Source organism: Fodinibius sp. AD559, from assembly GCF_052712805.1.
In genome coordinates, this window is the sequence record NZ_JBQPVW010000001.1 from 337,516 (window position 1) to 356,982 (window position 19,467).

Genomic DNA, 19,467 nt, shown 5'->3' on the forward strand with positions numbered 1-19,467 from the left:
TATTTAGCTTATTACCATTTCTCGTGGATTAAGTATGTTTTTGATACCGCTCTTCAATTTCCTCAATCGAATCGCCGCCGAACTTTTCCAAAAACGCATTGGCCAGCACAGGGGCAATTACGCTTTCCATTACAACAATTGCCCGTGGCAGGGCACATACGTCTGATCGCTCGTAGCGGGTATCTTTCTTTTCCTTTGTTTCAATATCGACGGTGTCGATGGGTGTAAGCATTGTGGGGATGGGTTTCATTACGCCGCGGACTATCAAGGGCATGCCTGTAGTGACACCGCCTTCGAGTCCCCCCATGCGGTTGCTTTTACGCTTGTACGTATCATCTTCATACATAATTTCGTCGTGCACAACCTGACCGTGTCGGCGTCCGGATTCAAACCCCTGTCCGATTTCTACGCCTTTCATGGCTTGTGTGCCCATAATGGCTTGGGCTATCTGTCCTTCCAGCTTGCGATCCCAGTGGACAAAACTGCCGAGTCCTTCGGGTAAACCGGTTACTACAACTTCCCAGTGTCCGCCGAGCGAGCTGCCTTCTTTTCGCCGCTTGATGATCAGCTCGCGCATTTCTTGCGTAAGTTCTTTGTCGAGACAGCGTACAGGTGATTCGTCTGACTTTTCGAAGATAGTTTCTGCACCTTGCTCAGTCAGCGGATCAACGATTTCCCGAACATCCTCCCAAGAATTTTCGTAGCCCACGCTACCGATGCGAGTTACGTGTCCTCCGATTTCAATGCCAAAATGCTTGAGGAATTTTCGTGCAACAGAGCTACAAGCCACACGCATAGCTGTTTCGCGTGCACTTGAGCGTTCGATGGCAGGACGTATATCATCATAGCGATATTTCTGTATGCCCGTTAAATCGGCGTGACCGGGACGCGGGACGGTGATTTTTTCAACATCTTTGCCGTCGCCTTCTTTGGCTAACACTTTGGGCCAGTTGGAATCATCTTTTTCGTGGGCACGGTTGGGCATCTGCATAGCGATAGGTGCGCCCGTTGTTTTGCCGAATCGAACGCCCGATGAAATCTCAGCGTGGTCTTTTTCAAAGGCCATACGCCCACCGCGACCGTATCCTTTTTGGCGACGAACCAGGTGTAGGGCAATTTCATCTTCGGTGATGGGTAGTCCGGCAGGGACGCCTTCGACAATGCCTGTTAATTGTGGGCCATGTGATTCACCAGCTGTTAAATATCGTATCATACAGATTTTGTATTACTTTTAGATGGATTCATATTCTGAATGAAATCGTAATTTGAAACCCGTTCTTCAAGAGTGCGGAAATCTTCGCATCCTTCTTCGCGAAGGTGTTTAATGCGTTCTATATCACCCAAGACTATGAGTGAGTCGCCAACAGAAATTTCATCGTCACTACCGGGATTAAATCGGATATTATGTTTGTCTTCAGGAATAATGGCAATTATAACCACAAAATATTTTTGACGAATTTGAGCTTCAGCCAAAGTTTTGCCGGCAAGGTCAGAACCTTCGAAAATCTTTACCTCATCAAACACATGATCTTGTGTAGTGCCACCCAAGATTTGATCCATAAACTGATCAACATTCGGACGTAGAATAACATTTGCCATACGGTCGGCCCCAATTTCGTAGGGAGAAATAACTTTGTCTGCACCGGCGCGCTTAACTTTTTTAGCGTTATGATGATGGTTTGTGCGCACAAGAATAAAGAGTTCAGGATTTAATTCTCGAGCTATAAGAGTGGTAAATACATTATCCTGATCGCGGGAGAGGGTACAAATCAATCCTTTTGCCCTTTCAATACCGGCCTCTTTTAATACCTGTTCATCCTGTGCATCGCCATCAACGTATAATAGTTTATCATCTTTAATTCGTTCAATACTACTTTCCCTGTTGTCAACTACCACAATAGATATATTAGCATCTTGAAGCACCTCAGCTATGCGATGTCCTATACGGCCGTATCCGGCTATAATATAATGCCGTTCCATTTTTTCCAGTTGCTTTTTCATAGCACGTAACCTAAAAATTTCACTTTCAAATATTAGATGTGTTGTTTGAGAGGCAATATATGAGATAACCCCAATGCCCATTACAAAAAGAACCATTGTGAAAATACGGCCACCTTGCGAGAGATTTTTTAGTTCCGAAAATCCGATGGTGGTTATCGTTATAAAGGTCATATAAAAGCCATCGAAGAACTGCATGCCTTCAATAAGGTGGTAGCCAAGCGAACCAACGATAAACACAACAACCAAAATACTAATAGCTATAGCAATTCTAACCACTATAATATTATCAATAATATCGTTGTAAAAACGGAACATATAATGGTTATTGTGGTGATTGATTTACAGTGGGTTAATATAGTTGAAAAATTAAAGCGTATGAAATGACAACGACGTATAAATTTAATAGTTTCCAGCGTTATTTTAGCAGAATTTAATTTATGGAAGCATTAGAAAAATTAGGTAAGTACAGCCTGCTGTTATACAAGTCGGTGCGTTCATTATTTGAGGTTGATACGTATAAAAAAAACCTTGTCAATGAACTTTTAAAAATTGGTTACGAGTCGGTACCAATCGTATTGTTGACGGGTGTTTTTACCGGCGCTGTGATGACAATTCAAACGGCCTACCAGCTCGAAATCGCTTTTATTCCTATTTCGGTTATTGGTGCTATTACTTCCGAATCTCTACTTATTGAGCTTGCAGCGGTGATAACGAGTTTGGTTTTAGCTGGAAAGGTAGGGGCCCGGATTGCCACAGAGTTGGGAACCATGCGTGTGAGCGAGCAGATTGACGCCCTGGAATCTATGGGATTTAATTCCGTTTCATTTTTGGTTCTACCTCGTGTTCTGGCGGGATTAATCATGTTTCCCATGTTGTATATTTTTGCCAGTATTTCAGGAATAGTGGGTGGTATTGTTGCGGGGGCTTTGTCCGGAGCTATTCCACCTGCTGAGTTTATACAGGGCGCACGAGAATTTTTCTATCCTTGGGATGTTACTTTCGGTATTCTTAAAGCCTTTGTGTTTGGTTTTGTAATAACGTCCGTTTCGTGTTTTAAAGGGTATTATGCATCCGGGGGCGCTGAGGGGGTAGGAAATAGTACCACACAGGCTACAGTTTTAAGTTGTATTTACGTATTATTAGCCGATTTCGTACTGGCCGCAGTATTTTTATAAGTTTTGGAAAAATAAGATGATAGAGATACGCAATCTCAAAAAAAGCTTTGGTGATCTTCTCGTTTGGGAAGATGTTTCGTTTAACATTGAGGATGGCGAAACAGTAGCCATTATTGGACGTTCCGGCTCCGGAAAATCGGTTCTGGTCAAGCATTTAAATGCGTTGATGTATCCTGATTCCGGAGAAGTGATCATTGACGGGGAGAATGTATTTGAGCTGGAGTATGTGGCTTTGCGCAAAATGCGCCAGCGGTTTGGCGTTTTGTTCCAAGGATCAGCGCTTTTTGATTCGCTTAACACCTTCGAAAATATTGCATTCCCGTTGCGTTACTTTACGGATTTTACCGAAGTGGAGATTCTCAATAAAGTAGAAGAAGCGCTTGATCTGGTGAATCTTGAAGGAACCGGAGAAAAGTCACCGGCGGAATTGTCGGGAGGTATGCGCCGGCGTGTTGCACTGGCCAGGGCAACTATTTTGGAGCCCGACTTTTTAATATATGATGAGCCCACTTCGGGTCTTGATCCGAAAACATCAGCTGAAATTAATAAGCTGATAATTTCAATGGCCGAAAATTTAAATATTACATCTATTGTTGTTACTCACGATATCCACAGCGTGCTCGAAATTGCCGAAAAAGTGGCATTCCTTGAAAATCAGGGTTTATGGTGGTATGGTACAGTGGATGAAATGCGTAGAAGTGACAATGAGGAGCTGATGGATTTTATTACTGCAAGCGAGTATCAAATAAGAAATTAACAGGAGTTATTTTGAAAATTAGTAACGAATTAAAAGTAGCATTAACAATTTTAGCAGCCATTGTATTGGGTTTTATCGGATACCGTATGATGAGTGATCTGCCCGTATTTCGGCAGTCTCAGGTTATCCATTCCACTTTTGAGCGTACCGATGGACTCTCTCCAGGAAACTATATCTATATCAATGGTGTAAAGGTAGGTTCTGTTAAGAGGATGGAGCTGACCGAAGATGACAGTGTAGCCGTAACGTTTAATTTTGAACTCGGGGTAGATATCCCTAAAAATTCGGTGGCCTATCTGCAATCATCAGGATTGTTAGATGAGAAAGCCATTATTATTGAGCGTGGTGATTCTACCGAGATGCTTGAATATGGAGATATGATGAGGGGAGAATACCGTCCGGGTATGATGGAGACCTTAAAGGGTGAAGGGCAAGAGCTTAGCGAAGATGTTTCGGAGTCATTCGAAAAATTAAATCGTTTTCTTGCTCAGCTGAATAAAGTGCTTGATGATGATGCCAAGGGGCGAATAGACAGCGTCTTCCAAAACCTTAATAAGACGTCCGATAACATTGCTACTATTTTTGAGAACAGGCGTTCCGAGATAGAGTCAAGTCTCAAACATGCCGAGCGCTTTTTGGCTAATGTGGATACGATGAGTTCCCGTAATAAATCAAAAGTTGATTCAGTACTCACGGGCTTGGATAAATCTTTGAAAGAGCTTGAGATTCTTAGCAAGGATCTGAATAAAACGAATAGCGAGCTGCAGGAAATTCTCACAAAAATTAATGATGGGGAGGGAAGTCTTGGAAAGATGGTCAACGATCCGGCGCTGTACGACAATTTGGAAAGTATGACCAGGGAGATGGATTCCCTGATTAAAAATATTAATGAGAATCCCCGAAAATACCTTAAGCACATGCGGCTTATCGAGGTATTTTAATATTACTGGGTTTGTGTTAGGCCGTAATCTTTAGCCAATTTGTACAGTTAATAATTTCTGGGTTAGTCAGATTGCTCTTAGTACTGCCTTCTTGTATATTTGGAAGCTTGTGAACAGCATAACGAATATCATTTTTGAACCAATTAAGACGTAGATAAGAGGATTTTATGGGTGTAATGGACAAAATGAGAAAAAGTACCGGGGTTATTCTCTGGGTACTTATTTTCTCATTCGGAGTGTTATGGATGCTGGCTGATACGAACATGTTTGATGTTATTCAGCAGGGGCCACGGACACTTGGATCGGTAAATGGTGAGTCAATTTCGCTGGAAGAATATAATAATCGCCTGCAGTATTATACACAGCAGTACTCTGAGCGAACGGGTAATTCGATGACACCCGAAGTTCGCGCGCAGTACGAACAACAGGCATGGAATGATCTGGTGAATAGCCGGTTACTGCAAGATAAGATGGATGATTTGGGTATCCACGTAACCGATCAGGAAGTAGTAAATATGATTACCGGTCCCAATCCCGATCCGCTTATACGGCAAAATTTTTCTAATGAGGATGGAACTATTGACCGCGTAGCATTGCAATCGTGGGTGGAAGCACCGGAAAATAAGCAGTTGCTTATTTCTATCGAGCAGCAGATGCGTCAAAAGCGACAGCAGCAAAAAATGAATAATTATTTGCAGTCATCGATGGATGTGAGCGATTATGAGGTTGAACAGCATTACATCCGTAATAATACGTATGCCGATGTTTCTTTTGTGCGGTTCCCTTATGCTGATGTCAGCGATAGTGAAATTTCGGTGTCAGAAGATGAGTTGCGTGAGTACTATAACAACAATCAGGACAAGTATAAGCGCAAAGAGTCATACCGCATTTCGTATGTAAGTTTTGATAAAACGCCTACTAAGAAAGATACGACTCGTACATTTGAAGAAATGAATCGTCTGCAGTCTGATTTTTCAACAACGGAAAACGATTCGCTCTTTTTCAATCGCTATCAGTCTGCTACGGAATATAGTGTAGAAACAACGAGTAAAAATGAAATCCGGGATCTCTATCAGCCGGTATTGGATGTAGAAGAGGGCGAGGTTACGGATGTCATTCAAGATGATGGCCGACTGTTCTTGCTCAAGAAGTTAGATGAGACTGCCGATGAAGTAACATTTACGGTTTTCAGTCGGGATATTACAGCTGATCCAATTGCAACTATTGATGCCCGCGCAGAAACGGCCGATGATTTTAGCTTTTATGCGCAGGAAGATGGCTTTGAAAAAGAGGCGGAGCGTCGCGATCTTAAAATAAAAGAGGGATTTGCTACTAAAGGTAATAATTTTGTGTCGGGCATAGGGCAAAGCCAGCAGATTATGCGGTTCTTAGATACGGCTCATGAAGGACAAATATCTGATCCTCTGGAGCTAAACGAGCAATTTGTGGTTATTAAAGTAGATGAAATTACACCGGCCGGAGTTGAACCTTTCGAGGAAGTCAAAGATCAAATAGAAACGGTTGTAACAAATAATAAGCGTAAACAACAGGTTGTTGCCAATGTTGAAGAACTTATTGGTCAGCATAGCGATCTGCAAAGTATGGCACAGACAGCAGGAAAGGAAGTAATGACTGTTGAATCTCTGGCTAAAAGTGCTTCAACGATCGAAGGAGTAGGAAGGGAACCTAAAGTTGTGGGAGCTATTTTTGGCCTGACTAAAGGTGAGCAATCCACTGCTATTGAAGGTACATCTGCTGCTTTTGTTGTTCAGCTTGATGAACTGTATGAGGCAAATTTGGATAATTTAACTGCTGATGTTCGCCAACGGATTCGGCAGCAATTGCGACAGCAAAAAAGCCAATCTTTTATGAATATCTGGCTTGAACAGCTTAAGGAAGAAGCGGATATCGTAGATAACCGAGCCCAGTTGTTGCGCGGCTAAGCAGTAGAAAAAATATTAATTATACTTTTAGGGCAAGGAGGAACGCTTCTTGCCCTTTTTTGTTTGGTATACTTTACGATGTAAGTGATGGATAATAACGATTACAATGAGTGAAGTGGATAAAAAATGGATGCGTCTTGCGCTCGAGATAGCGGAGCGAGGGGCTGGTTACGTCTCTCCCAACCCGATGGTGGGATGCGTAATTGTATCGGCTGATGGCAAGAAGATTGGCCAGGGTTATCACGAACGCTACGGTCAGCCGCATGCCGAAAAAAATGCGGTGGATTCTGTTAACAATCCTGACTTGTTAAATAATGCTACTGTGTATGTTACGCTGGAACCTTGCGCCCATCATGGAAATACGCCGCCCTGCTGCGAACTCCTTGCCGATCTGCCGATCAGTCGTGTTGTAGTAGCGATGGAAGACCCTACGCCTAAAGTGGCAGGGAAAGGTATTCAGCATTTACGTGATCATGATATTACAGTTGATGTAGGATTAATGGAAGAGGTGGCAAAACATCTGAATGAGTTTTTTCTGCACTATCAAACTTATAATCGGCCGTTTGTGACCCTCAAGATTGCGCAAACGCTCGATGGATATATTGCTGCTCCCGATGGTGATGCGGAATGGATAAGCGGACCGGAATCTCGCGCTTTCGTTCATAAATGGCGCAGCCAGTATGATGCGGTAATGGTGGGGCGTAACACGGCTTTACTCGACAATCCCCGGCTTACGGTACGCCATGTAGAGGGGCGGCAACCCAAGCGCATTGTTATTGACGGGCCGTTGGATCTACCTCGTGATTTGAACTTATTTACTGATCAATATGAGGAAAAGACGATTGTGCTGACCCATAATAAAGAGAAATTTGAAAATGAAGCCGACCCGATGTTAAGTATGCTGCAGTCCGATTATTTTCGTGGACAGACGTTATTGGTGGATGAAAAAGACGGTCATACTGATTTGGATGAGGCAATGCGTGAGTTGGCACATCTACCCGTTACTTCTATCTTAGTTGAAGCCGGACAGAATTTAGCTTCGGCTTTATTGCGCCAGCGATTGGTCGACAAAGTGGAGTGTTTTATTGCTCCCAAAATGCTGGGCGGTGGAACTAAATCTGTGATAGGGGTTGGCATTAACAGGATGTCGGAAATTATGGAGTTCCGCGATGTGCAATGGCGACAGGTAGGCAATGATCTACTGTTTACCGGTTATCTTTAAGATAACCCCGACTAAAAATATAATTCTGTTAGGGTTGGTAACAGTCAAATAAAAAAAATAAGAAACGTGTTTACAGGAATTATTAAATCTGTTGGTCGGATTCAAAAAATCACATCAGTTGAAGATGGTAAAGAAATTACTATTGCCAGTGATTTTGCTGATGAAGTAAGTGTTGATCAGAGTATCAGTATTAATGGTGTGTGTCATACGGCTACGGCGTGTGATGAACAGACTTTTACGGTACAAAGTGTAGCAGAGACGCTTCGCAAAACGAATATTGGTGGTTTGCAAAAAGAAGACCCGGTTAACCTTGAGCGGTCACTTCGACCTGATCAACTGCTTGACGGACATATTGTGCAGGGGCACGTAGATGCAACGGGTACGATCCAGGATATAGAACAGGAAGGTACGGATTGGCTATTTACCGTTGAATATCCCCAAGAGCACAGTAACTTAATTGTGGGGCGTGGAAGTATTGCTATTGATGGGATTAGTCTGACGGTGGCCAATGAAGAGGGTAATACCTTTAGTGTGGCTATTATTCCCTATACCTATAAGCATACCAATCTCAATGCAAAAGAAGTAGGTGATACGGTGAACTTGGAGTTTGATGTATTGGGCAAATATGTAGTGAAGTACTTAGAAAATAGAGATGGATAAGGATATGTAGGTCGGACGGCCAGTCCGACAAAATAACAATATCTTTTCTTAGAGTTATTTCAACGAAAGGGAGGGATTTTTGTATCTAAAACCCGCGTGGTCGACTACCGCTATTGCTGGAGGAACGTTCGAGATTGTTAAGCCCGGGTAGCTTTTGGAATATACTTTGCAGTTGTCCCGCATTTACGCGCAACGAAAAGAAGTAGTATTGGTTATCGCCAAAAGGATTCATCGTAAACGACAGATCCCAGCAGTGTAGGTTTCGATTCAGTGAAAATTGAGAAGTCGATAATTCTTTAGCCACAAAATCATATCCAAGCTGGGTACGGAAATCCCATTTTGGAGTAAGTTTTAGATTGATATTTCGAGCATTTATAGTAGCTGATTTATTGTTATCCGTGTTGGGGGTAGGATTCAAATTCCATCGATAGCTGAAATCAATAGAAAAAGAGAGGGGAGAATTAAAACCCCGCACGGGTTGTCTGTTAAAATGTGGATCTACCGGATGGAAAATACTCTGGTTTAGCGGATTATATTGCTTAGGATAGTGCGGTTTGTCATTTGCTTGAAAACCGCCTTCACCCCACTTTACCGAATAACTGGTGCTGGTGGAAAAGGATGTAAGTTCAAATGGTTTGTTGTCTGTTTTAATCAAGAAGTCATCAATACGGGCGCCCTGCTTATTGCGATTATAAAAATTAAAGTTAGCATTAGCACGGATATTTAATCCCGGTAATATTTTAGCTCTTAGACTGGTATTTAAGTTGCTAAGTTTTAGGCTATCGGCCGCAAAGTTATAGCCCGAACTAAGACTTAACTGGTCAATTAGGCTAATGATGGTTTCCTTTTTTTCGCCGGTGGAATCGCGTTCTACTTTTTTAGCTTCAAAAGTATTATTCAGGCTAAAATTTATTGTCCGTTGTTCTCGGCCGGTTGGGCCTCTGAATACCTCGTTTTCAAAAATAGAGTATTGCTGTGTAGGAATTGTTCCATCTGATTGGGCAGTATCGCTTTGCACCGTTCGATAGTATCCCCAATAGTCACTTTGAAAATTAGGGCTATAGTTTAAAGAAACAGAGGGAGTAAGAACGTGTCGGACACTCTGGAAGTTGCCTATGTTGAGATTCATTAATCCATAAAGCTTAGTACTAAAATTTAGGTTTGTACTAAATTCCCGGGCTGAGGTAAATCCGCGGACCTGTTGTTCTTCTACCCGAACTGAATCAGAGTTGAATGTTTTTCGCGTCGTAGTTGGATACCAATATTCGGTGTAGTCGCCGCCGGCACTTACATTTAAATATTGACTGGGGACAAGTTGATTCATTCGCAGGTCAACCTGTTGACGAAATCCGTAGTTATAATGGTCGCCACTATCAGTGGCTTCACGGTATTTTTGGGGATCAAGCAGTGCTTCGAACCAATTGACGTTTGCAGAATCGCCAGCCGTTGGTTGAAACTCAAAGTCAGAACTGAAATTATTCTGATAGTTTATGGTAAGACTTTCATACCATTTCGACTCTCCTCCGGTAGCTTGTTGATCACCCGAAAATGGGGTAAACCGTTTGGGATTAAAGGTTATTTCAGGTCCGGAAAGTGTAGTCACATTGGTGGCAAAGTTCTGGTTATGCCGAATGGATGCATTGAAATTATAGTCCCCTTCGGGATGTCGATACCGGTAATTAAGATTAGATCGCGTACTGGTTTTCGCGCGCTCATCCGGATCATAGGAGTTTCGCTGGTAGTAATCCTGTGTTCGCAGGTTAATATTTGCATCAAGATTGGCATAGGGAGAAAAATCTTGACTATGATTAATGCTAAGTGACTTTTGAACATTGGTACTGAAATCGGGGTCAGTTGGTTCGAGTCCGCTGTTCTCTTTTGAATACCCAATTTCAATACCGCCGTTAAGTTTATTACGGATACGGTAGCTTGATTGGGCATTAAAGTAATAGGAGCCGGATGTAAAAATATCGACCGAAGCCTGCCCCGTAAGGTAGTCGTTAAAATATTGGAACCATCCGAAGTTTTGGAGCCCTATGCCGCGACTCTGTCGCTGTTGATAGGCGTAGGTCGGTTCTAAAAGCCCGGATTGTTTTTTGTCGAACTTGCCGGGTAGATAGCCAAACGGAAAAATAAGTGGATAGGGAATATCCAAAATATATAGCCGGGCCCGCTCAAAGAAAATTTCCTCTTTGTCTACTACCTTCATTTTAGCGGCTTGGATATAATAGTGCGGATGATCGAGCTGACAGGTAGAATAAATAGCATCCTCGAGGTATACTACATGGGGACTTTCATTTTTTACTTTTGTACCGATCAGGTTACCATCCTGCACATCAACCCTGGCAACTTCAAAGCGACCCTTTTCGGTTTTATAGTTAAAGTCTATCCTGTTGCTGCGCACGCGGTCGCCGTCGCGGATCAGAACGGGTTGTGAGAGCGTATCCTGCGGTGTTTGGGTGTTGGCACTTACCAGGCTGCTATCGAGGTTCATAGCCACTTTACCAGCTTTTAATTCGCCCGAGCTGTGGACAACGTTAGCCGAACCAAAAAGGGTAGCAATACGATTTGGTTCAAAGTCGAAAGTCAGCGAATCGCTGGCTTGAAAATTAATCTGTCCCTCTTGTTCGGGTTGGCTGAGTGATTGCTGTCCTTGTTGGGCTCCCGGCTGACCTTCTGGGATTGATTGTTCTTGCAGGTTATCCTGAACTGCCGTAGTGTCTTGTCCCCAAAGAGGTTGAGTCATCCCCAAAAATAGAAAAAGCATCAATCCCCAATATCCGCAAAAATATTTGAACGATGTATTCATGCGATTGATGCCGGTAGTGCGTTAAGCAATGTTAGGATGTTAAGAAGAATGTAAGCTTATATAGTATAAGGCAGAAGTGAAAAGAAAATGAAGTTTTACGAGAGGCGCAGCTAATCAACTTCTTTAATTTTATAAACCGTTTCTCCTTCTTTTTTCATGCCATACTCTTCGCGGGCGATGCGTTCCAGTAGAAAAGGATCGGTTTCGAGGTTTTCGATTTTCTGCTTGAGAACCTCGGTTTCATTCTTTAGCTGTTCCTTGCTTTCTTTGAGCTCGGCTTTACGCTGGCTGAGTTCGATGCGTGCCCAAATGCTATAGGTATCGATAAAGGTAAACCATACTACAATAATACCGCCCAGAATAAGAGCGAGAAAAGATTTACGCCACCGTAAGGGATTTAATAATTGATAATTCATCAGCGAAGTTGCTTTAAGCAAGAGTAATGGCGAACATTAGGTCGAAAATACTACAATTTATAGATCAAACACAACCAAATGAAGGGCAGGCTTTTTCCATTGTACGGATTCTTATTTCTGTTGCCATTTCATCTGCAGGCAAAAGTAGCTGTCCAGGATACCAGTTCGGCAGAGTGGATTAAGGTATATTTTAATCAGCCCGCTGACTATTCGATGGCATTAGCCGGTAATATGAGTAAAAGTAACGCCGATCTAATTGGTACCCTTGAATCGCTTATCAAAGAGGCTAACTACAGTGTGGATTTAGCCATTTACGATTTGGAGCATCCGCGTATCGGCAAAGCCTTGGCAGAGGCGGCAAAGCGAGGCGTACGCGTTCGAGTGGTTACGGACAATTATAATCGCACCGATGCTGGAAAAATTGATTCAGCTATGTGGGCAACGCTTCGTGAAGCTGGTATCATTTCGATCGATGATGACGGTGATGTATATGAGTCGGACGGTGATATTGAAGATAACAATCTGGTTAATGCCGGTGCTGATATGCACCACAAATTTGCGGTTATTGATCATCTGAGCCCCACGCCTCATGATGATAAAGTCTGGACGGGATCAACAAATCTGACATATACCGGAGCCTATAACACCAATAATACCATTATTATTAAGGACAGCGGAATTGCCAAAGCATATATTCATGAGTTTGAGCAGATGTGGGGAGATGACGATGAAACGCCTAACCCAGCAGCATCAAAATATCACAAAGACAAATCGTATGTGGGTGAGAACACCTATTTTGTAGATAATACTAGGGTAGAGGTCTATTTTTCTCCCATTAATAGATCGGGCAGTAAGCCCAGTATTATGGATCGGTTGGTAAAAGTGGTTCGCGAGGAAGCCCAACACGATGTGGCATTTCAAGCGTTTGCAATTACACCGAGTATTCCACTTAGCAGAACTATTTGGCAGATGTCGGCTACTGGAGATATCGAACTCAACGGGGTCATAGATCCGATGTTTTATTACAGATACAAAAATAATGGCGATATCTGGGCATCGCCAGAAGCAAATGTACGTAATCGCATGATTTTACCTGCTAATGAAATGCGAAAACTGCATCACAAGGTCATGCTGATAGATACCAAACATCCGGATCCATTAGACAAAGGAGTAACAATTGCCGGTTCATATAACTTCTCAAAAAATGCCGAAGTAAATAATGATGAGAACCTGCTTATTATTTATTCTGATCGCATTACCAATCAATTTTACCAGGATTTTAGCGGTGTTATTCGACGTGCACAGAGAGAGGCTGATGTGCCGGCCCCGATTATTGAGCCTGATAAGTGGTATTCAGTTGAGGAGGTTTCAGATGGAAACAAATTTGCGATAGAAGTACTGCCGGGCTTTGAGTATGGCGTGCAGTTTCTGGGTGTACAGGTACCCCGAATATATGCAGGACAGGATTCGTCGGACTATTATGCCAATGAGGCGGCGGATTATCTGCGAAATCTGATATCGGGAGGTGAAGTGAAGTTACGGGGTGCGTCGGGTGATCGTGCGGATGCAGGGTACGGGGCATTCCAGGCATATGTGAGGCTAAAAACAGAGAAGGGCGAAATCATATCCCTAAACAAACACTTGCTGCAGCAGGGATTTGGTCAGCACGAGCAGTATTATGCACAGCATCCCGATTCGGTGCAAGCCTTTAAGCGGTATGCCGAGCAAGCAAAGCAGAAAAAGGAGGGAATGTGGCGAAATCCCGAAAAGGTAGGAGAAAAGTTTCTTCGTGAGGAGGATTCGGGCAGCGACACTGAACTGTCTGATGCCTTTCCAATCAATATTAATACGGCCAACGCGACATTATTAAAGTTGTTGCCCGGTATTGGACCTGCTTATGCTCAGCGAATTATTGAGTATCGTGAGCGTAATGGACCGTTTACTGATATCGATCAATTGGAAAATATCAGGGGCATTGGTCCGAAGACCATGAATAAGCTGCGTCCCAACATTGTTATAGAGTAGAAATAACTGAGAAATGTGCAAAATTTTGTTTTATTAAAACGGCCGTTTTAGAATGGATAGATACCTGCTTTACTATGGTAGATCATGATTTCAATTTGATGAAAGTATGAATGAATCTATTGATACCTTGCGCTTGAATTTGGGGGAGGGCGGACTGCTGGTGATGAATATATCGCTGGCTGTAATAATGTTCGGCGTGGCGCTGGAGTTGTCAGCTAACGACTTTAAACGGGTTGTTAAAGATCCCAAATCTACCATAGTAGGTGTTGTATCACAGTTTTTCTTACTGCCGGCGATAACATTTTTGCTGGTGCTCTTTTTTGAACCGCGTCCCAGTATGGCTCTGGGGATGTTTATGGTCGCGGCCTGTCCGGGCGGTAATGTATCCAACTTCTTTTCGTTGCTGGCCAAAGGCAATGCAGCACTGTCGGTGAGCATGACGGCTATTGTAACGACCTCGGCCATTATTATGACTCCTTTTAATTTTACGCTATGGGCCAGTTTATATGAGCCCACAAGTATAATATTGAGAGACATCCATATAAATTTGTGGGAAGTTTTTAAGATAATCGGCTTAATCTTGGGTCTTCCTCTTATTTTGGGAATGAGCGTTCGCCATTATCGAGAAAAACTGGCCAAACGGATTTCAAGCTGGATTAAGGGATTTGGTATTGTCTTTTTTGCAGGATTTGTGCTTGTAGCCTTTGCCATGAACTTTGAAAATTTCTTGAGCTACGTTCATTTGGTAATTGGGCTTGTATTTTTTCACAACGCTTTTGCCCTCTTGGGCGGGTATGCGTTGGCAGCCGTATTTAATTTGCCCAAGAAAGATCGAAAATCTATTTCCATTGAAACCGGTATCCAAAATTCCGGATTGGGACTACTCCTCATTTTTAACTTTTTTGAAGGATTGGGCGGCATGGCCCTTATTGCCGCGTGGTGGGGCATTTGGCATATTATTACGGGACTGGGTCTCGGTTGGTATTGGTCAATAGGAAAATCAGCTTTACAACAAGTTTTTAGCAATGCGTAAGAATTATCTCTGGTATCAATTTTTCAGATATGGTATTATCCGTCCGGCCTTAAACCTCTTCTATTCGGATATAACGGTTCAGGACCGTCATCATATTCCCGAAGATAAGCCGGTGTTGTTTGTGGCGAATCATCAAAATTCTTTTCTGGATGCGTTGCATATCGTCACAAATACCAGGCATTTCGTCCATTTTTTAACCCGCGCCGAGGCTTTTGGCAATCCTATTTTAGATCGGTTGTTCTATTCACTGAACATGCTTCCGGTCTACCGAGTAAGAGATGGATTTGGAACGATAAAGCGCAATGAGCAGATTTTTGAAGAGTGTTATGAACGTCTTGCCCAAAATGACGCTCTGCTCGTGTTTGCTGAGGCGAGCCATGTGATGGAGCGGCGTATACGTCCCCTTAGTAAAGGATTTACCCGCATTGTTTTTGGCGCGGAGGAGAAATATAATTGGGATCTGGATCTGCAGATCGTACCGGTTGGCATCAGCTACGGAAACCATCGGAAGTCGAGGACCCCTGTGCGCATAGCGTTTGGAGAGAGGGTTCCGGCCTTGCAATACAAGCATAAGTATCAGGATGATGAACGCGAGGCCTCTCAACAGTTGAAGATGGAGATGGCGGTCCGTCTAAAAAACCTAACCCTGCATATTCCCAATAAGAAACACTACGCTTTATACCAGTTGATGCTGGATGAGCTGGAGCCGGCGCGGAAAGAATTGCTGGAACCAACACTGGTAAATCGTCGCGCAAAAACTATTAACAATCAGCTAAATGGCGAGTGGGTTGAGGAGTCGGAGTTTTTGCTGGAAAAAACCAATCAACATGACATTACTGTTCATGAGGTGGCAAATCCTATTTCGATTGGCCTGAAGGATATTGTGCTAAGTCCTTTTTACACTTTTTCTATGATAAACAATGCGTTGCCTTATCAGCTTGTCCGGTGGTTGGTAAACAGCTACTTGGAGGACGAGGCATTTGAGGCTTCCGTAAAATTTTTAGTGGGATTAATGTTGCCATTCTATTACTTGTTAATAGCGCTTATTCTGTTTTTAGCTGGGGTCAGCTTACCATGGATAGGTGGCTATGTTTTGGGAAGTCTGGCAACTGCTCCCTTGTTCGTTCGGGGGAAAGATCTGTTGGTATCTAAACTGTTTAATAAAAAGAAGCGCTCAACACTATTGGATAATGAAAAGTTTGCTGAAAAGTTAGAAAAGCTTAAAAACTTTCGATCTAAATTATTTAGTCAGCAGAAAGAATAAGTGTATGAGCTATCGTCCCTGTGTAAATGCATTTTCAAAGTGTTTAATATTGGGAGCTTCGTTATTTTTTTGGAGGATTGCAACGATATCAAACCGTACCGGGGCGCCGTCCATCTTTCGCTCATAAATCCATGCTTCGGCGGCTTTATAGACGTTTTGGATCTTTTCTTCATCCACAAATTCCTCCGGTTCGCCAAAGGTGTTTGAGGAGCGTGTTTTGACTTCAGCAAACACGATACACGTCTCGTTATCATAGGCTACAATATCTACTTCGGCGCGCTCAAAATGATAGTTACGATCCAGAATGGTATAGCCTTTTGACTCAAGATAGGCGACGGCCAGCTCTTCACCTTCATCGCCGATTTCGCGTGTTGTTTTTTTACTCATGATGTTGAGGTGATGATGAAGAATCCGGTTTTGATCCTGTGATGGAGTGTTTCATTTCCGCCAGTTTAACCAGATGCTTCAGAAACTTCAGGTTCTTCTTGTTGATATAAGGCAATAGTGCCTCCGTGAATCGTTCAAACATCTCCAGAAACTCGGTAAACTTCTCGATCCGTTCCCGGAAATCCTGTTCCTCGACAGAGAGGGATTCTTTCTCTTCAAAAAGGTCAAGCGTTTTGTTCAGGTTCTGTCGGATGGGCGCTACCTCACGCTGCTGCCGCTCCCTGATGATGGTAGAAACGATATTCCAAACGTCCTTCTCGGCGGTGTAAAAATCCTTGCGATTGCCCTTGAAATGCACCTTGTGGATCAGCTGCCACTGCAGCAGGTTACGGAGATTCATGTTGGCATTGCCGCGGCTGATATCAAGCTGATCCATGATGGCATCAGTATCCAGTGGATCGGATTCGGCATACAGCAGGGCGTGAATTTGGGCCATTGTTTTGTTGATGCCCCAGGCCGAGGCCATCTCTCCCCAAAGCAAAATAAATTGCTCTAAAGCTTCTTCATGCGTTTGGGAGCGAGATTCATTCACACGATTGAGGTTGAATTAGTTGTCTTTTTCAGTTTTTGAGGTATTCTCGGTTGAACTGTTTGAGGTTCCGTTGGCTTGCTCTTTTTCTTTGGCACGCTTTTCCTTGCGGTCACTGTCTTTGTAATCCGTAACATAAAAGCCGTCGCCTTTATATACAACGCCTCCACCACCCGAAATTACGCGCTTTACTTTTTGTTCGGTTTCAGGACATTCTTCGAGAGCATCGTCTTTAATACTTTGCTTGATTTCAAAGGTCGTTCCGTCTTCGCGTTTGTACTTATATGTTGGCATAGGTGATAATATTATATTTGGTTCTAATAGCAGTGAAAAATTGCATAAAATGTGCCAAACTCGCTTGTTGGTACAAATTTACAGTACGCTATGTTAAATCTTGCAGTCCTGTTTGTAATCGTTTGATTGCTTCTTGCAGGTCTTCCATTGATGATGCATAACTAAGTCTCGTGCCATTGGGTTCCCCGAAAGCATCGCCGGGCACGGCTGCCAGTCCGTGTTCTTGGATCAGGTACATGCATAAATCGGTACTTGATTCAATGGTATCTCCATTTGAAGATGTGGTACCAAGATAGTGAGAGATATCTGGGAATACATAAAAAGCACCGGACGGCTTAAAGCATTTGAGTCCGTCGATCTTTGATAACGCATCAACGATATAATCACGTCGTTTTTTAAATGAATCGCGCATATTGTGGACGGCATCGAGATTTCCGCGGTAGGCCGCTTCGCCTGCTTTTTGTGAAATACTGGATGGGGCGGAGGTTTCCTGGCTCTGAATTTTAGCAACGGCATCGGCAAATGATTTAGGTGCTGCCAGGTATCCGAGTCGCCAGCCCGTCATCGCAAATCCCTTTGAAAATCCGTTAATGAGTACCGTGCGTTCTTTAAGCTCCGGTGCGACGTTGAGAATACTCACATGCTCATCCTCAAAGACAATGTATTCGTAAATTTCGTCCGAGATAATATTCACCTCTGGATAATCAGCCAGTACATCCGCCAAAGCCCTAAGTTCATCGGCGCTGTAACAAGTGCCCGTGGGATTGGAGGGCGAACAGAGCATTACGGCTTTGGTGTTTTCGGTGATGGCATCTTCGAGCTGCTCGGGCGTCATGCGATAATTGTTTTCAAATGAGGTGCGTACGGTTACCGGAGTACCGCCCGCTACGTTTACCATCTGCGGGTATGAGACCCAGTAGGGCGTGGGAATGATAACCTCATCACCTTCGTCAACCATGGCCAGCATGCTAAAGCCCAGCGCCTGTTTGGCACCGTTGGTACACACAATTTGAGAAGGATCATAATCAAGCTGGTTGTCGCGCTGTAGTTTATCAGCAATACTTTGCCGCAGCTCGGGCGTACCGGTATTCATGGTATAGCCGTGAAAGCCATTATTAATGGCTTTAATAGCGGCTTCGCAAATATGTTGGGGCGTTTTAAAATCGGGTTCGCCGGCACTTAGCGAGACCACAGACTTACCTTGACGCGTTAGTTCTTTTGCTTTGGCTGAGATGGCCAGGGTTTCGGAGGGAGAAACAGCTTGCGCTCGTTTTGAGATCATAACGCTATCAAATCAGTTGCTTGAGATCAGTTTCATAAAGTACTGAAAATAGAAAAAAGTGGGCTTTATTTCTATGTGTTTATGAAGTGAATATCTTATATGTGCTAACAGGGAGGGGGGATAGCCTGATGATTTATCCCCAGGTACAGATCAATCTGGATTATTTATCTTTATCCTTAAATTTTTCGTGTAGTCCTTGTGCCACGTGATTGGGTACAAAGGAGGATAAATCGCCATCCCAATACGCAATTTCTCTGACAAGTGAGGCCGAGATAAAGGTAAGCTGCTCGTTGGGCATCAGAAAAACAGTATCAACCTCGGGCGCCAGCCGCCGATTTGTAAGGGCCATGCGGAATTCGTATTCAAAATCGGATACTTGTCGAACGCCCCGCACCAGCGTTTGGGCATCCCGTTCTTTGGCAAAATCAACCAGTAAGCCGGTAAACTGTTGAATTTCAACTCTTTCTGCCCATGGTTTGTCTGTTAAGCACTCTTTGATGAGGGCTTCGCGCTCATCTCCCGAAAAGACGGTTTCTTTCTTATTGTTTACGGCAATGGTAATGATGACTTCATCAAAAAGCTCGGTTGCGCGTTCAAGAATATCCAGATGCCCGTAGGTGATAGGGTCAAATGAACCGGGATACAGGGCCAGCGTTTCCATAAATAGTA

At 43.4% G+C, this 19,467-nt stretch carries 18 protein-coding genes; 9 read left to right on the top strand and 9 right to left on the bottom strand.

Annotated elements, in window-relative coordinates; genetic code table 11:
* Positions 1-28 precede the first annotated feature (28 nt).
* Together aroC and ACQ4LT_RS01620 are read right to left on the bottom strand one after the other, a co-directional pair.
* Complete coding sequence (aroC, locus tag ACQ4LT_RS01615; protein WP_445664252.1) at positions 29-1,213, bottom strand: chorismate synthase; 1,185 nt, start codon at positions 1,211-1,213, stop codon at positions 29-31.
* A complete protein-coding gene (locus ACQ4LT_RS01620) occupies positions 1,210-2,316 on the bottom strand; it encodes a potassium channel family protein (protein ID WP_445664253.1) in 1,107 nt (368 codons plus the stop codon). The genes aroC and ACQ4LT_RS01620 overlap by 4 nt, the downstream gene beginning before the upstream one ends.
* A 122-nt stretch (positions 2,317-2,438) precedes the next feature.
* Here ACQ4LT_RS01620 and ACQ4LT_RS01625 point away from each other — a divergent pair, with 122 nt between their 5' ends.
* From ACQ4LT_RS01625 to ACQ4LT_RS01650, 6 genes are all read left to right on the top strand, one after another.
* The gene (locus ACQ4LT_RS01625) at positions 2,439-3,176 is read left to right on the top strand and encodes an MlaE family ABC transporter permease (RefSeq protein WP_445664254.1); all 738 of its coding nucleotides are present in this window, start codon (positions 2,439-2,441) and stop codon (positions 3,174-3,176) included.
* 16 nt (positions 3,177-3,192) lie between these two features.
* Positions 3,193-3,933 (top strand): ABC transporter ATP-binding protein, encoded by a 741-nt coding sequence (locus ACQ4LT_RS01630; RefSeq protein ID WP_445664255.1) that lies wholly within the window; start codon positions 3,193-3,195, stop codon positions 3,931-3,933.
* A gap of 11 nt (positions 3,934-3,944) precedes the next feature.
* Positions 3,945-4,874, top strand: coding sequence for an MlaD family protein (locus ACQ4LT_RS01635; protein WP_445664256.1), 930 nt, complete (start codon positions 3,945-3,947; stop codon positions 4,872-4,874).
* A 176-nt stretch (positions 4,875-5,050) separates the two neighbouring features.
* Positions 5,051-6,817 (top strand): peptidylprolyl isomerase, encoded by a 1,767-nt coding sequence (locus ACQ4LT_RS01640; protein WP_445664257.1) that lies wholly within the window; start codon positions 5,051-5,053, stop codon positions 6,815-6,817.
* A gap of 106 nt (positions 6,818-6,923) precedes the next feature.
* Positions 6,924-8,039: a bifunctional diaminohydroxyphosphoribosylaminopyrimidine deaminase/5-amino-6-(5-phosphoribosylamino)uracil reductase RibD gene (ribD, locus tag ACQ4LT_RS01645; protein ID WP_445664258.1), complete on the top strand. Its 1,116-nt coding sequence runs from the start codon at positions 6,924-6,926 to the stop codon at positions 8,037-8,039.
* A gap of 66 nt (positions 8,040-8,105) precedes the next feature.
* On the top strand, positions 8,106-8,699 hold the full coding sequence (locus ACQ4LT_RS01650) for a riboflavin synthase (RefSeq protein WP_445664259.1): 594 nt from the start codon (positions 8,106-8,108) through the stop codon (positions 8,697-8,699).
* A gap of 85 nt (positions 8,700-8,784) precedes the next feature.
* Here the strand turns inward: ACQ4LT_RS01650 and ACQ4LT_RS01655 are convergent, their stop codons facing one another.
* Together ACQ4LT_RS01655 and ACQ4LT_RS01660 are read right to left on the bottom strand one after the other, a co-directional pair.
* A complete protein-coding gene (locus ACQ4LT_RS01655; protein ID WP_445664260.1) occupies positions 8,785-11,508 on the bottom strand; it encodes a putative LPS assembly protein LptD in 2,724 nt (907 codons plus the stop codon).
* 110 nt (positions 11,509-11,618) lie between these two features.
* Positions 11,619-11,924 (bottom strand): FtsB family cell division protein, encoded by a 306-nt coding sequence (locus tag ACQ4LT_RS01660; RefSeq protein WP_445664261.1) that lies wholly within the window; start codon positions 11,922-11,924, stop codon positions 11,619-11,621.
* 78 nt (positions 11,925-12,002) lie between these two features.
* Between ACQ4LT_RS01660 and ACQ4LT_RS01665 the strand changes: the two genes are divergently transcribed.
* From ACQ4LT_RS01665 to ACQ4LT_RS01675, 3 genes are all read left to right on the top strand, one after another.
* Positions 12,003-13,949 carry a phospholipase D-like domain-containing protein gene (locus tag ACQ4LT_RS01665; RefSeq protein WP_445664262.1) on the top strand — a complete coding sequence of 649 codons (1,947 nt, stop codon included), beginning with the start codon at positions 12,003-12,005 and terminating at the stop codon, positions 13,947-13,949.
* Positions 13,950-14,055: 106 nt separating this feature from the next.
* Positions 14,056-14,982, top strand: a complete 927-nt coding sequence (locus ACQ4LT_RS01670; RefSeq protein ID WP_445664263.1) for a bile acid:sodium symporter family protein — start codon at positions 14,056-14,058, stop codon at positions 14,980-14,982.
* Positions 14,975-16,246, top strand: a complete 1,272-nt coding sequence (locus ACQ4LT_RS01675) for a 1-acyl-sn-glycerol-3-phosphate acyltransferase (protein ID WP_445664264.1) — start codon at positions 14,975-14,977, stop codon at positions 16,244-16,246. The genes ACQ4LT_RS01670 and ACQ4LT_RS01675 overlap by 8 nt, the downstream gene beginning before the upstream one ends.
* Positions 16,247-16,255: 9 nt before the next feature.
* Here the strand turns inward: ACQ4LT_RS01675 and ACQ4LT_RS01680 are convergent, their stop codons facing one another.
* The 5 genes from ACQ4LT_RS01680 to coaD all read right to left on the bottom strand — a co-directional run bounded on the left by ACQ4LT_RS01680 (position 16,256) and on the right by coaD (position 19,459).
* Complete coding sequence (locus ACQ4LT_RS01680) at positions 16,256-16,633, bottom strand: YraN family protein (protein WP_445664265.1); 378 nt, start codon at positions 16,631-16,633, stop codon at positions 16,256-16,258.
* Complete coding sequence (locus ACQ4LT_RS01685) at positions 16,626-17,225, bottom strand: GbsR/MarR family transcriptional regulator (protein ID WP_445664266.1); 600 nt, start codon at positions 17,223-17,225, stop codon at positions 16,626-16,628. The genes ACQ4LT_RS01680 and ACQ4LT_RS01685 overlap by 8 nt, the downstream gene beginning before the upstream one ends.
* A 15-nt stretch (positions 17,226-17,240) precedes the next feature.
* Entirely contained in the window at positions 17,241-17,516 is a 276-nt protein-coding gene (locus ACQ4LT_RS01690; RefSeq protein WP_445664267.1) for an FmdB family zinc ribbon protein, read from the bottom strand.
* Between the two features lie 88 nt (positions 17,517-17,604).
* Entirely contained in the window at positions 17,605-18,798 is a 1,194-nt protein-coding gene (locus ACQ4LT_RS01695; RefSeq protein WP_445664268.1) for a pyridoxal phosphate-dependent aminotransferase, read from the bottom strand.
* A 160-nt stretch (positions 18,799-18,958) separates the two neighbouring features.
* On the bottom strand, positions 18,959-19,459 hold the full coding sequence (gene coaD, locus ACQ4LT_RS01700; RefSeq protein ID WP_445664269.1) for a pantetheine-phosphate adenylyltransferase: 501 nt from the start codon (positions 19,457-19,459) through the stop codon (positions 18,959-18,961).
* Positions 19,460-19,467 lie beyond the last annotated feature (8 nt).